Raw genomic sequence first — 14,127 nt, 5'->3', positions numbered from 1 at the left:
CACTCCGACGGACGCCCTCCCCTCGGAAGGGGAGGGCTTAAGCGGAGATTAGAACGGGGCCTTCGTGAGACCCCAGATCGGGGAATTGATGGCCATATCCATATCGCGGGCGAAGATGGCGAAGCCGTCATAACCGTGATACGGGCCCGAATAATCCCAGGAATGCATCTGGCGGAAGGGAACGCCCATCTTCTGGAAGACGTATTTCTCTTTGATGCCGGAGCCGACCAGGTCGGGCTGGATCTTCTCGACGAACTTCTCGAACTCGTAGCCGGTCACGTCGTCGTAAATCAGCGTGCCGTCCTTCACATAGTGAGTCGTGCGCTGATAGTCGTCGTTATGGCCGAATTCATAGCCGGTGCCGACAACTTCCATGCCGAGATCTTCATATGCGCCGATCACGTGGCGAGGACGCAGGCCGCCGACGAAAAGCATGACCTTGCGGCCATGGAGACGCGGACGGTACTTCTCGATCACCGCATCCGACAGAGCGCGGTATTTCTCGATGACGCGCTCAGCGCCTTCCTTGATCTTGTCGTCGAAATGGCTCGCGATCGTGCGGAGCGATTCAGCGATTTTGCTCGGCCCGAAGAAGTTATATTCGACCCACGGCACGCCGAACTTCTCTTCCATATGACGGGAGATGTAGTTCATCGACCGATAGCAATGCAGCACGTTGAGCTTCGCCTTCGGGGTCGCCTCGAGCTCGGCGATCGAGCCGTCGCCGGACCACTGAGCGATCACGCGCAGACCCATCTCCTCGAGCAGGATGCGCGAAGACCAGGCGTCGCCGCCGATGTTGTAATCGCCGATGATGGCGACGTCATAGGGGGTCTGCTCGAAAGTGGCGGGCTTGCCTTCCAGCTTGTCGAACACCCAGTCGCGGATCGAATCGTTCGCGATATGATGGCCGAGCGACTGCGAAACGCCGCGGAAGCCTTCGCAACGAACCGGAACAATGGTCTTGCCGCCGTATTCGCGCGACTTTTGCTTGGACACCGCCTCGATGTCGTCGCCGATGAGCCCGATCGGGCATTCCGACTGAACCGTGACGCCATGGTTCAGCGGGAACAACTCCATGATTTCGTCCATGATCTTGGCAAGCTTCTTATCGCCGCCGAAGACAATGTCCTTTTCCTGGAAATCCGAGGTGAACTGCATGGTCACGAAGGTGTCGACGCCTGTCGTGCCGATATAATAGTTGCGGCGCGCCGCCCAGGAATATTGGCCGCAGCCGACCGGGCCATGGCTGATGTGGATCATGTCCTTGATCGGGCCCCAAACCACGCCCTTCGAACCGGCGTAGGCGCAGCCACGGATCGTCATCACGCCGGGGACCGACTTGATGTTCGACTTGACCGAGCAATCCTTGCCGCCCTGCTGGAACTGGTTCAGGTGCTTGGCGCGGTTCTTCTTGCTCTTTTCCGGATAGGCTTCCAGGACCTCGGCAATGAGCTCCTTGTTCCTCTGCTTAATTTCTTCAATTGTTTCAGGTGCTGATAGGCTCATGCCAATCTCCTAAGTCGCGATTTAAGCCGAGCACTGGCCCCTCCGGAGAGGGGCCAGCTCAGATGTTGAAGCAAGGATTAGGCCACAGCCTCGGCCGCAGTCTTGCCGATCTGCGTCTCGTCGACCTGCTTCATGATGCCATGGGCCATGAGCATGTCTTCGAGCTCGTCCATCGTGATCGGGGTCGGGATGATGCCATTGCCCTTGTTCGCATGGATCTTGGTCGCGAGATCGCGATATTCCGCCGCCTGCTTGGAGTCGGGGGCGTATTCGACGACCGTCATGCGACGCAGCTCAGCATGCTGCACGATATTGTCGCGCGGCACGAACTTGATGAGGAAGGTGCCGAGCTTCTTGGCCAGCTCCTCAGCGAGCTCGAGCTCCTTGTCGGTCTGACGCTCGTTGCAAACGAGCGCGCCGAGGCGCACGCCGCCGGAGTTGGCGTACTTGAGAATGCCCTTGGAGATGTTGTTGGCCGCATACATGGCCATCATCTCGCCCGACATGACGATATAGATTTCCTGGGCCTTGTTCTCACGGATCGGCATGGCGAAACCGCCGCAAACCACGTCGCCGAGCACGTCATAGGAAACGTAGTCGACGTCTTCGTAAGCGCCGTTCTCCTCGAGGAAGTTAATCGAGGTGATGACGCCGCGACCCGCGCAGCCAACGCCTGGCTCCGGTCCACCCGACTCGACGCACTTGATGTCGAGATAGCCGACCTTCATGACGTCCTCGATCTCGAGGTCCTCGACCGAACCAGCCGCCGCCGCGAGGCTGAGAATGGTGTCCTGGGCCTTGCTGTGAAGGATCAGGCGGGTCGAGTCAGCCTTGGGGTCGCAGCCGACGATGAGGATCTTATGTCCCTGCTCAGCGAGACAGGCGAGGGTGTTTTGCGAGGTGGTGGACTTGCCAATACCTCCCTTACCGTAGAATGCAATCTGGCGCATATTTCACTTCTCCATTTGGGCCGTTTTGCTATTGACCGTGAACCCGGGACGCTCGAGCCCTTTTTATTAAGGCATCGACGCGCCATGGCGGCGCGGGACACGACACGTCATATGCCTTCGATATCGGCGACGTATCCCCGCAGCCCTTCTCGCAATCGGCATGCCAAATGTTCTGGCGCTCATAAGTCATTGAAAAATATAGCTAGCGGTTTCGTTCGGGACTTGCTTTTGGGCTTGTCCCGATTCCGACATCGGGGTTTGGCTGTCACGAACAACACAGGTAAATCCCCGCCGACGCGTCCCTCCGGCGGCGGTCTTGTCCGACGCCGGCCAATGTGGCGGCCGCAAACATAGATTGCAAAGGGGTATGGAATTTGCTTTCTCTTGCGCCAGGGTATGGCGCCGCGCGCCGATACCGTGACGCAGGACGTTAAATTTCTGAACGAGGTCAACATGCAGATCGGCGTCGATAATGAACGTAGGGTGGAGAACAAGCGCGTCTTCATCATCGACAATGATGGAATAACGGGGTCGATCCTGCAGTTCATGTTGGAGGACGACAACGAGACGCATGAGTTCGCGTCGGTCGAGGAAGCTTTCGAAGCTTCGGAAAAGGTGGTTTACGGAAAAACGGAAAAGTCGATCCCGCACCTGCTGATCGTCGGCCTGAACATCCTCGAGGCGAAGGGCCCCGACGTCCTTAAGGAGATTGGGGGAAAATTTCTTCAGGCCAAAATCGTCATCGTCGCCGATAACGCCGAAGCTCCTCTCGCCAAGCAGGCGATAGCCAAGGGGGGCGGCGCGCATGGAATTCTGACGAAGCCGCTCACCGTGGAGGTCGTCCGCCGCAAGGTGGACATGCTGCTCGGGCGGTTGAAGAGCGAATTCGTGCAACTCGGCGATTTCAATTTCGGCTGATCGCAAAAAGCTCTGGACGCGTCAATAGCGAGGCAAAATCGCCTTGTGGCGTGTTTGCCTGCGCTTAAGCTTGGTTGCGGCGCGCTGCGCCCGAGGCGGCCCGGCAAGACGCGTAGGGCGCTTCGGCCGCATGACATGATGGAATGGGTGCGATGGCGCATGTCGTCTTTTTCGAAAAGCCTGGCTGCGCCAATAACGCCCGGCAAAAAAGGCTGCTGGAGGCTGCGGGACACACGCTAAGCGTCTGCGACCTGTTGCGGGAGCCATGGACCGCTGAGCAATTGCTCAGCTTTTTTGGCCGCAGGCCGGTGGCGGAATGGTTCAATCGGGCGGCGCCAAAGGTGAAGTCCGGCGCCGTTGACCCGGAAAAGCTCGATGCGGCAAGCGCGATCGCCTTGATGCTCGCGGAGCCTATCCTGATCCGGCGTCCGCTGATGGAGGCGGAGGGCGTGCGGGCGATCGGTTTCGATCCCGCCCATGTCGACGCGTGGATCGGGTTAAGCGCTCCGCAGGCCCAGGGCGCCGACCTCGAAACCTGCCGGCGGGTCGCAACCGCGCCGACGGACCGCGCCGACGCGCAGGATGACGCGCCATGACGGCAGCGCCCAATCCGGCCGCGAACGCCGCGGAAGTCATTCTCGCCTATCATCAGCGGACCAAGCATCGTCTCGAACGCTACGCGGCCGGACCTGAAACGCTGGATTGGTCCGAGCAGCCGAACCCTTTCCGCGAATATTCCGGGGCGCCCCGCGTTCTTCTCCCCTTGGGCGCCGACCGGGTCGAGACGTCATTTTCGGAGATCTACGGAGACCGCAGCAAGCCGGCCGCCCCGTTCGATCTCGACTCCCTTGGGACCTTGCTGCAGCTCTCCATGGCGCTCGCCGCCTGGAAAGAATATGGCCCAGATCGGTGGGCCTTGCGCTGCGCGCCATCCAGCGGCAATCTCCATCCGACCGAAGCCTATGTTTTGAGCCGGCGTCTCCCTGGCCTCGAAGACGGCGTCCATCATTATGTGAGCCGCGACCATAGCCTCGAGCAAAGATGCGCGTTCGGCCCGGAGGCGGCGACGCCTGAGCCGCAGCTGTGGATCGGCTTGTCCTCGATCCATTGGCGCGAGGCGTGGAAATATGGCGAACGCGCGTTCCGCTACTGCCAGCTCGATATAGGCCATGCGGTTGGCGCCTTGCGCTACGCCGCCGGCGCGCTCGGCTGGAAGGCGCAAATGGTCGAAGGGCTGAGCAGCCGCGAAATCGCGACGCTCCTTGGGCTCGACCGTGACGAGGATTACGCCGGCAGCGCCGAAAAGGAGGCGCCGGATCTCATCTTACGGATCAGCCAGGGTTCGCAGATCGCCCAGCTCGCCGCAACCGAGCCCGGCTTGGCCGCGGACGCGAGCGGATGGACGGGCCGCGCCAATATCCTCGACCGACATCCGATGTATAAATGGCCGGTCATAGACGAGGCCTCGGCGGCGACGCGCAAAACCGCCGCGGTCCCGGAGCCGCGCTACCGGGGAAATTTCCCGCCCATAGGCATGGGCTCCTCCGAGTCGGCGGCGAGCGTTATTTTGAACCGCCGCAGCGCGCAGGGCTTCGATCGGACCGCGCGAATGGGCGCCGGGGCCTTTTACCATCTGATCGATCGCCTGCTTGCGCGCGATGTCGCGCCATGGGACGTTTGGCCCTACGCGCCCAGGATTCATCCGGTTTTCTTCATCCATCGCGTCGATGGACTGGATCCGGGGCTCTATATCCTCATCCGCAATCCCGATGCCGAAATGCGGCTGCGTCAGGCGCTGCGCGCGGAGTTTCTTTGGAAGCGTCCCGAGCACGCGCCTCCCCAGCTCGAATTCTACCAATTATTGTCAGGCGATTGCGCCAAAGCCGCGCGGACCCTGAACTGCCATCAGGCGATCGCGTCCGACGGTTGCTTCGCGCTTGGAATGCTCAGCGAATTCGAAGGCGCCGTGCGCGCCGAACCATGGCGCTACAAGCAGTTGCACTGGGAGGCGGGCCTTCTCGGGCACGTCCTTTATCTGGAAGCGGAGACGCTCGGATTTCGCGGCACCGGAATCGGCTGCTATTTCGACGACTCGCTGCATGAGATTCTCGGCTTGAAAGACGCGGCCTTCGCCTCGCTCTATCATTTCACCGTGGGTCGCGCCCTTGTCGACACGCGGATCACAACCTTGCCGCCCTACGCTCATCGGGATGTCGCAAATGACACAAAAGGCGAGAACGCGGCTGCTGACGTAAAATCAGGCACTCTGCAAAAAGGAGCGGCAGTTATGAGCGAGGAAGCCATTTTCCAGCGAGTCGGCGTCGACGTCGCCCGCGAATTGTTGGCGGGCGGCGAGGCCTTGGTGCTCGACATGCGGGACCCTGGATCATATGAGGGCGGCCACATCGACGGCGCCGAACATGTCACCGAAGCCAATATATTCAACTTCCTCTCGGGAACGCCGAAAGATAAGCCGGTTCTCATCTATTGCTATCACGGCAATGCAAGCCAAGTTTATGCGAAGACTTTCGCAGACTTTCGCTTCACCAAGGTCTATAGCCTCGACGGCGGCTACGAAGGCTGGAAAAAGAGCCTTTGATAAGGCTTCGGCTATCGCCCCTACCCGACCTGGGAATATTTTTATCTTCTAGCGAGCGCCATTTATGGATCAGAAGACTCCGACTTCTGTGCTGAGCGACGCTCTGCAGACTTTTCTCGTCGCGCAAGGTTTTCCGCCTGACGGCGTCAACGCCGTCGCGGCCAATGACATGACGCCCTTGATGCGAGCGGCCTATCAGGGTCCGCCCGCTCTCGTCGCTGAATTGTTGCAGGCCGGAGCGCGCGTCGACGCCTGCAATAGCGATGGCAGCCAGCCGCTCTGGCTCGCCTGCGTCGGCGACGATCCCGAGATCGTCGCCTTGCTGATCGCGGCGGGCGCGGATCTCGACCATACGAACGTCAATGGCTCGACGGCGCTCATGTACGCCGCCTCCGCCGGCAAGGCGAAGGCGCTCAAAGAGCTGCTCGATGCGGGCGCGGACCTCGACTATCAGGTCGATGGCTTCAGCGCGCTCGACATGGCCTCAACCCTCGAATGCCTCAATCTCATGCGCGAGGCGAAGCGCCGCCGGGCGCAATCTTAGAGCCATCCTGATCAGCAGGACTAAGCCTCGCGATCTGCGTGAGAGCGGGCTCCCGGCGCAGGGGAAGAAGAGATGACGATCGCCCCGATCCTGCTCAGGCTGAAGCGTTCCCTGCTCGCCTCCGCTGGCACCATAGTGTTCGGAATGGAGGACGGCACCGTCTCCATTTTTGGCTTGGTCTTCGGCGTCGCCGCCACCACGTCGAGCAGCGCCGCCGTGGTTGTCGCCGGCGCGTCAGGGGCGGTGGCGGCGGCTGTCTCGATGATGGCTGGCGCCTATCTCGACGCCGAGACGAATCGAGACGAAATGAAAGCGAGCCAGGCGCATCTTCAGGCGGCGCTGGCCTCCGACGCGGCCGCGATCGCCGCGCTCCTGTCGAAACGACTGGCCGCGGCCCGCTTGACGCATAAGCAAAGCGCCGCGCTCGCCAGCGCGGTGCGGCGCAATCCCGAGGCGCTCAAGGACCTGCTGTTGGCGCTGCAAGCCGGCCCCGAGGAGGCGGCGCTGAACCCACTGGAGCAGGCCCTATGGATGCTGCTCGCGGATTTTCTATCGGCGGCCGTGCCGATGCTGCCCTTTTTCCTGCTTCCCGTCCCCCAGGCGAGGATCGTCTCCGCCGTCGTCACCATAACGCTTCTGGCCGCGCTCGGCGTCGGGCGGGCGGGGATAGGCGGACGCAACGTTTCACGCACGGTCGCCGAGACGGTCTCGATCGGCGTCGCCGCCGCTGCGGCGGGCGTCGCAATCGGCCTGTTCATCAACCGAAGCTTCAACGGTTAAGCCGGACCGCCGGCGTCTGAAAATCTTCTAAAGGCGCCCGTGCGTCCCGACAGGCCGTCGCAAGGCCGGAACCCGAAGCCTGTGGCCTGCGTTCGAACGCTGAGGCTCGCGGCGAGCGGGCCAAAGCCGGCGCCACGCTGAATCTGTTGCTTACCCTGCCTCCGTCGGGGCATGCCGAACAATACTGTAACCCATTGCAAAGCCGAGCATGCGTTGAGGGGGAGTTCGACAAGTGCCTATGATGACGCAGACCGCAGCTCAGACGAGTCAAACGCTTTCGACGCCGGATGAGGGAGGGCTGGAGGCGAGGCTTTTTCGCACCCGCAGGCTCTCGCTTTATCTCGCCGCGCCGCTCGGCGTCGAAGATCAGGCGGCCCAGGCCAATGAAGACGCGAGTCCGACCAAATGGCATCTCGCGCATGTCACATGGTTTTTCGAGACTTTTGTGCTTCAGCCTTATTTGCCGGACTACCGGATATTCGACGAGCGTTTCAACTTTTGCTTCAATTCCTATTATGAGGCGCTAGGAGAGCGCCAACCGCGCGCGCTGCGCGGGCTTTTGACGAGGCCTACCTGCTTTGAGGTGCGAAGCTATCGCGCCCACGTCGACGAGGGTTTGCAGACATTGTTCGCTCGCGGCCTCGCGAACGAGGACGAGATCGCGAAACGCATCGAGATCGGCGTCAACCATGAGCAGCAGCATCAGGAACTGTTGCTCACCGACATCTTGAGCCTGTTTGCGCTCAACCCGCTGCGCCCGGCCTATCGCGAGGGTCCTCCGCTCCGGGCGCATCAGGACGCGCCGGCGCTGGCCTGGACCGCGTTCGAAGGCGGCGTGCGGGCGATCGGTCATGCCGGGAAAGGCTTCGCCTTCGACAATGAGACGCCGCGCCACGAGATTTTGCTGCGGCCATTCAAGCTCGCCAATCGCCTCGCGACCAACGCCGAATGGCTCGCTTTTATGGCGGACGGCGGCTATCGCAAACCCGCCTTTTGGCTCGCCGACGGTTGGGCGACGGTTCAGCGCGAGGGCTGGCGCGCTCCGCACTATTGGCTGGAACGCGACGGGCGGTGGGCGCAGATGACCCTTTGGGGGTTGCAAAATGTCGATCCAGCCGCGCCCGTGTGTCACGTCAGCTTTTACGAAGCGGACGCCTTCGCCCGCTGGGCCGGTAAGCGCCTGCCTACGGAATTCGAATGGGAGGCCGCCGCCGCTGAAATTCCGATTTGCGGCAACATGCTCGACCAGGGCGCGCTGCGCCCACTCGCGGCCCCTCTGGGCGAAGGGCTTGCGCAAATGTTCGGCGATGTCTGGGAATGGACGCAAAGCGCCTATGCGCCCTATCCGGGCTATCGCGCCGGCCTTGGCGCGCTCGGCGAATATAATGGCAAGTTCATGTGCAATCAGCAGGTTCTTCGCGGCGCGTCCTGCGTCACCCCAGACGGGCACGCGCGCGCAACCTACCGCAATTTCTTCTATCCGCATCAGCGCTGGCAATTCTGCGGCCTGCGCCTCGCCGACGAAGCCTGACGATGAGCTTTGCTACAAGACCGACGGCCGCTGTCGCGCCGAGCAACGATCTCTTGCGCGCCGCAATTGAGGGGTTGTCGCTGCCGCAAAAGGCCCTGCCCTGCTATCTTTTCTACGATGCGCGAGGCAGCGCGCTTTTCGAGCGCATCACCGAACTGCCTGAATATTACCCGACCCGGACGGAAACGGCGATCCTCGCCGCGCGCGTCGGTGAAATCGCCGCGCAAACGCCGCCCGGAAGCATATTGGTCGAATTCGGCTCGGGCTCCAGCCGCAAGACCGAGATCCTGATCGACGCCTTGCCGACCCTTGCCGCTTATGTCCCAATCGACGTGTCGCGCAGCGCGCTCGACGAAGCTTGCGCGAGGCTGGCCTCGCGGTTTCCGGCCTTGCGCATCATACCGACCGAGGGCGACTTCACTCAGCCTCTGATCCTGCCGCAGGGGCTCGCGAAGCGGCCGCGCCTGGGCTTCTTTCCTGGTTCAACAATCGGCAATTTCGGCCATGACGACGCCTGCGCTCTCCTCAGGGGCATGGCGCTGAGTCTCGGGACTGGGGCGAGGCTCCTCATTGGAGCCGATCTTCAAAAGGATCTGGCGAGGCTCATTCCTGCCTACAACGACTCGGCGGGCGTGACCGCGGAATTCAACCTCAATCTTTTGGCGCGGCTGAACCGGGAAATCGGCGCCAATTTCGACCTCGAACGATTTGGCCATGCCGCCCTTTTCAACGCCGTCGAAGGGCGGATAGAGATATATCTCGTGAGCCTCGCCGCGCAGACCGTCGATGTCGGCGGGCGTCGCTTCGATTTCGCCAAGGGCGAGCGTATTCACACCGAGAATTCATACAAATATACGATTGCGCAGTTTGGCGACCTCGCATCGCGCGCCGGGTGGGCCGCGCGTCACGTTTGGACCGACGCCGAGAATTTGTTCAGCCTCTTTGAGCTCGCGCTGGCGCATTGAGGGAGGCAAGGCCCGACGGCAAGGATGATTTGCCGCATTTCCAAGGCGACGCCTCGGTTTCCCGTCCGGGACAAAATGGTTTAGGACTACGGAATCGTATTTTTCCGGGCTAGATCGATCATCATGGCGGAGACCTCAGAAGACACGGGCTACGGCCTTACAAGGGACAGCGAAGCCTTGCGCGCCTCGCCGCGGCTTTTCGAAAACCCCGTGCTCGACAAAATGTCTCGCGTGCATTGGTCGGTTCCGCTCTTCATCTATGTGCCTGTCGTCGCTCTCCTCGCCGTCCTCAGCCTGCGGTCCTTCGACGCGCTCGGCGTCCTCGCCGCGACGGCGCTCGGCTATTTCATCTGGACCTTGATCGAATATTTCGGCCATCGGTTCCTGTTTCATTATAAGTTTCCGGGCGCGATCGGCGCGCGGATCCATTTCCTGATCCATGATGTGCATCATATTCATCCTAACGATCCGCTCCGCCTCGTCATGCCGGCGCTGCTCAGCGGACCGATCATGCTGATCGCCTATACGGTCTTACGCTCCATCTTCGGCCTGCCCCTGGTCTATCCGGTGCTGATGGGCTTCATCATCGGCTATCTCGGCTATGATATGATTCACTACTATGTGCATCACGGCGAGCCGCGCACGCGCGTCGGCCTCGCCTTGCGGCGCGCCCATATGCTGCATCATTTCCGCGATCCCACGCGCGGCTTCGGCGTGAGCGCGCCCTGGTGGGATTATGTGTTCGGGACCGCTTTCGTTCGGCAGCGCAGCGCCGGCGGCGCCTGAGATTTTGCCCTTACCGGGCGCCCCCGGGCCCACAGCGCTACCCTTCGCGGGCGCCGCGGCGGGCGTCGAAACGGCCCGTTCCCCAGACAACGTCATGCGTGGTCCAGGCGCGAAGCCAGGCGGTCAGGCTTAGAATTTCGCGGCCAAGAAACGCCAGCGGCGCCCAGGCCGAAACCTCCCATCCCTTCAATGCGGCGAAGAGCGTCTCGGCGCAAAACCATCCAAACAAGGTGGCGCAGAAGCCGAGCCATGCGGGTGCTCCCGCAAGCGGCGCCGCAAGCGCGCCCGCCAGAGCCGCCGGAAGCGGGCTCGCCAGCGGCTCCAGAGGATAGGAGAAGCGCTCGTTCGCCCGTCTGATCACGCTCCAGCGGACCTGGCGCTCATAGATCTCGCGGAAGCTTCGCGCGCCGATCTCCTGGGTGACCGGGCGATGCGAGAAGACCGTGCGAAGCCCGAGCCGGGCCAATCCCATGGACAGCGCCGTATCCTCGGCGAGCATGTGGCTCATGATGGCGACGCCGCCCGCCTTGGCGAGATCGCTGCGCCGGAAAAGCATCGCCTTGCCGACCCCAAAGCCGAGACCGAGGACCGAGGCGGTGAGCAGGAGCCGCGCATGTCCGTTGATCAAAAAGGCTTCAATCCTGCCGGCGATAGTCTCGGGCCGCACCGCGACGGGAACCGCGACGACGAGGCCGACGCCTTCGGAAAAATTTCGCATGAAAGCGGTCATGGCGCCCGGCTCCAGCGTCATGTTGGAGTCTTTCGAGAAAACAAAATCATGCCGCGCCTCGGCGAGCGGCGCCGCGAGAGTGTTGAGCTTGGGACTGACGGCGGCCTTGGCGCCCGAATGCAGGATGCGGCAGGCGCGCGCCGGATGGACGCCGGCGACCCGTCGCGCCGCATCGAGCGCGGGTGAGTCTTGTTCCGCGGCGCTGATCAAGATCTCATAGTCCGGATAATCCTGAGCGAACATCGAAGCCTGCGCGATCTCAAAGCCGGGATCGAGGCATTTGATCGGAATGATCGCGGAAACCGGCGGCGTCTCGGCATGGGTGGCCCGCCGCCGCTGAACGAAAGGCTGCAGCAGGCCGCAGATGAGGCTCACGGAAAGAAGCGCGACAGCCACGCACCACCAAATCGCGCCGGCCCAGGAAAAGAAAATTGTCACAAGGATCCGCTGGATTGAGTTACGAGGAAAAGACGCAGACTCGCGCCGACTGGACGCTACGATGCGGAACAGCCGAAAAGCTTCCGACCGGTCGGAAGCTTTTCAAACTCGGCCGCCGGGGGAAGTTCAACAGGATTTCGCCCGAAAAGCCCAAAACCCTATTCGGCCGATGCGGGAAGGTCGTCGTAGCGCTTCCACCGATAGACCGCAATCGACACGATCCAGCTCAGCACGAAGACAGCCGCTACGGCGAAGCCGAAATTGGTGAGATTGTCGTTGAGATCGGCCATCAGCCGCCAAAAAGGTCCGGCGAGCTGCAGTTTGTCGCCAATCAGCCCGAGCGCCTCGATCCCTCCGATCAGAAACGCGACGGCGACCGAGGCTGCGGTGATCGTCAAATTATACCAGAGCTTGCGGATCGGATGAATGAAGGCCCAGCCATAGGCCCCCACCATGAGAATGCTGTCAGTGGTGTCGACAAGCGTCATGCCAGCCGTGAAAAGCGCCGGAAAGATCATGATCGTCCAAAAAGACATGCCTTGCGCGGCCTGCGCCGCTGAAATGCCGAGAAGGCCGATCTCGGTCGCTGTATCGAAGCCAAGACCGAACAGAAAGCCGATCGGATATAAATGCCAGGATCGCGTTACGCCGCGCAGCAGAGGCCGCAGCAGACGGGTGAAAAACCCGCGTCCGGAAAGGAGCGCGTCGAGCGCCTCCGCGCCGATGTTCTCGCCGTTGCGGGCGCGCCGGAACGCCGCCCAAATCCCTTTGAGGACGACAAGATTCACGAGACCTATCGCGAGCAGGAAGCAGGCCGACACGAGCGTCCCGAACGTCCCTGAAACGGCTTTGAAATCCGCCAATCTATCCTGCATCGCGGCGGCGGTGGCGGCGATGGCGGCGGAGGCCAGCACGACAATGGTCGAATGTCCAAGCGAGAAATAGAAGCCGGCCGCGAGGGGCCGCTTGCCCTCCTGCATCAGCTTTCGAACCACATTATCGATCGCCGCGATGTGGTCTGCGTCGAAGGCGTGGCGCAGGCCGAAAACATAAGCGAGGAAGGCGGCGCCGATCAGCACTGGCCGATCGGCGAAGGCCACAAAAGCCCAGATCCAAGCGGCGGCGTTGGCGCAAACGAGAATGACATAGAATGCGGCGACCCTCGACTTGACCGCGCCCGCATGATCGTCGAAAGGATTGGGAAACGGCACGGGCTTGACCTCGGACCTGTGCAATTCGCACTAAATTTCGTCGAGCATGCCATAGGCTAGAGCCGAGTTGAAGCGCCATTCAAACTGGCCGAGGCAGGCCGCCAGAGGCGGAGCGCCTTCCGATCCCCGCAACGGGAACTGGGCTCATATAGCTTTCAGGCGGATCGAAAGGGCTCGGCGAGATGACAGAGGACCTCCTGTTAGAAATTGAGGATGGGATCGCTCTTGCGACCTTCAATCGGCCGAGGGCGCGCAACGCCCTGACCTTCGCAATGTAGGAAGGTTTGGCCGAGATCTGCGTCCGAGTCGACCGCGACCCGTCGATCAAGGTCTTGATCCTGGCCGGCGCGGGCGACGAAGCCTTCGCAGCGGGCACGGATATAGAGGAATTTCGCTCCTTCGCCTCGGCGGACGACGTCTTGGCCTATGAAGCGCGCATAGAGGCCGCGCTCAGCGTCCTGGCGCGCTGCCGCGCGCCGACGATCGCGGCCATCGCCGGGGCCTGCATGGGAGGCGGCCTGATGATCGCCGCCTGCTGCGACATCCGCATCGGCGCGCGGGGCGCGAAACTCGGAATGCCGATCGCGCGCACGCTCGGCAATTGCTTGTCCCTGCGCAATTATGCGCGGCTCGCAGCTTTGATTGGCCCCGCCCGCGTCAAGGATTTAATCTTCACCGCGCGTGTTGTCGAGGCGGAGGAAGCCTCGCGCGTCGGCCTCCTGACCGAGATCGTCGACTCTGCGAGCGCGCTTCGGCCCCGTGCGCTCGAGCTCGGCCGTCTCATCTCCGGCCATGCGCCTCTACCTTGCGGGCGACCAAGGAAGCCTTGCTCCGGCTGCGCGACGAAGGTTTGCAAACGCCCGCCGACGATCTTCTTCTCATGTGCTATCTCAGCGAGGATTTCCGCGAAGAGGTCGCCGCCTTTCTCGAAAAACGCCGGCCGAACTGGCAGGGAATCTAGGTGTTTGATCCCGGGTTTTGATGGCGCATTCTTGACCAGGTCAATAAGCGTATAGGAGCGCTTGACCACAAATGATACAAAAGCATTACCGCAGGTATCGCCTCATCTATACAACGTGAAGGTGGCTTGGCGAAATGAGGTCATGCACCTGAAGCAGACGTCTACTTTAGAAGAAGCTCACGCAATTTTTTCGTCTGTTCAGGTA

General features: G+C 61.7%; 12 protein-coding genes and 1 pseudogene. 9 read left to right on the top strand and 4 right to left on the bottom strand.

Going from position 1 to position 14,127, the window contains the following annotated elements:
• Positions 1–48: 48 nt before the first annotated feature.
• Both nifD and nifH read right to left on the bottom strand, forming a co-directional pair.
• Positions 49–1,509, bottom strand: coding sequence for a nitrogenase molybdenum-iron protein alpha chain (nifD, locus tag RZS28_RS09165; RefSeq protein ID WP_407340997.1), 1,461 nt, complete (start codon positions 1,507–1,509; stop codon positions 49–51).
• A gap of 77 nt (positions 1,510–1,586) precedes the next feature.
• Entirely contained in the window at positions 1,587–2,459 is an 873-nt protein-coding gene (gene nifH, locus RZS28_RS09160; protein WP_407340996.1) for a nitrogenase iron protein, read from the bottom strand.
• A 384-nt stretch (positions 2,460–2,843) separates the two neighbouring features.
• Here nifH and RZS28_RS09155 point away from each other — a divergent pair, with 384 nt between their 5' ends.
• From RZS28_RS09155 to RZS28_RS09120, 8 genes are all read left to right on the top strand, one after another.
• Positions 2,844–3,377, top strand: coding sequence for a response regulator (locus tag RZS28_RS09155; protein WP_407340995.1), 534 nt, complete (start codon positions 2,844–2,846; stop codon positions 3,375–3,377).
• Between the two features lie 152 nt (positions 3,378–3,529).
• Positions 3,530–3,973 (top strand): ArsC/Spx/MgsR family protein, encoded by a 444-nt coding sequence (locus RZS28_RS09150; RefSeq protein ID WP_407340994.1) that lies wholly within the window; start codon positions 3,530–3,532, stop codon positions 3,971–3,973.
• A complete protein-coding gene (locus tag RZS28_RS09145; protein ID WP_407340993.1) occupies positions 3,970–5,976 on the top strand; it encodes a rhodanese-like domain-containing protein in 2,007 nt (668 codons plus the stop codon). The genes RZS28_RS09150 and RZS28_RS09145 overlap by 4 nt, the downstream gene beginning before the upstream one ends.
• A gap of 64 nt (positions 5,977–6,040) precedes the next feature.
• A complete protein-coding gene (locus tag RZS28_RS09140) occupies positions 6,041–6,520 on the top strand; it encodes an ankyrin repeat domain-containing protein (RefSeq protein WP_407340992.1) in 480 nt (159 codons plus the stop codon).
• A gap of 72 nt (positions 6,521–6,592) precedes the next feature.
• Positions 6,593–7,300: a VIT1/CCC1 transporter family protein gene (locus tag RZS28_RS09135; RefSeq protein ID WP_407340991.1), complete on the top strand. Its 708-nt coding sequence runs from the start codon at positions 6,593–6,595 to the stop codon at positions 7,298–7,300.
• A gap of 238 nt (positions 7,301–7,538) precedes the next feature.
• On the top strand, positions 7,539–8,831 hold the full coding sequence (gene egtB, locus RZS28_RS09130) for an ergothioneine biosynthesis protein EgtB (RefSeq protein ID WP_407341087.1): 1,293 nt from the start codon (positions 7,539–7,541) through the stop codon (positions 8,829–8,831).
• A gap of 2 nt (positions 8,832–8,833) precedes the next feature.
• Entirely contained in the window at positions 8,834–9,796 is a 963-nt protein-coding gene (gene egtD, locus RZS28_RS09125; protein ID WP_407340990.1) for an L-histidine N(alpha)-methyltransferase, read from the top strand.
• A 123-nt stretch (positions 9,797–9,919) separates the two neighbouring features.
• Positions 9,920–10,582, top strand: coding sequence for a sterol desaturase family protein (locus RZS28_RS09120; RefSeq protein WP_407340989.1), 663 nt, complete (start codon positions 9,920–9,922; stop codon positions 10,580–10,582).
• A 37-nt stretch (positions 10,583–10,619) separates the two neighbouring features.
• On the opposite strand, the gene RZS28_RS09115 is transcribed toward RZS28_RS09120, so the two are convergent.
• Together RZS28_RS09115 and RZS28_RS09110 are read right to left on the bottom strand one after the other, a co-directional pair.
• On the bottom strand, positions 10,620–11,750 hold the full coding sequence (locus RZS28_RS09115) for a glycosyltransferase (RefSeq protein WP_407340988.1): 1,131 nt from the start codon (positions 11,748–11,750) through the stop codon (positions 10,620–10,622).
• 158 nt (positions 11,751–11,908) lie between these two features.
• On the bottom strand, positions 11,909–12,961 hold the full coding sequence (locus tag RZS28_RS09110) for a HoxN/HupN/NixA family nickel/cobalt transporter (RefSeq protein WP_407340987.1): 1,053 nt from the start codon (positions 12,959–12,961) through the stop codon (positions 11,909–11,911).
• Between the two features lie 182 nt (positions 12,962–13,143).
• Between RZS28_RS09110 and RZS28_RS09105 the strand changes: the two are divergent.
• Positions 13,144–13,922: pseudogene (locus tag RZS28_RS09105) on the top strand (enoyl-CoA hydratase/isomerase family protein).
• Positions 13,923–14,127: the final 205 nt, after the last annotated feature.

Origin of the sequence: Methylocapsa polymorpha, from assembly GCF_045689225.1 — a bacterium.
Lineage (GTDB): Bacteria > Pseudomonadota > Alphaproteobacteria > Rhizobiales > Beijerinckiaceae > Methylocapsa > Methylocapsa polymorpha.
This window is presented reverse-complemented; position numbering and strand designations above follow the sequence as displayed.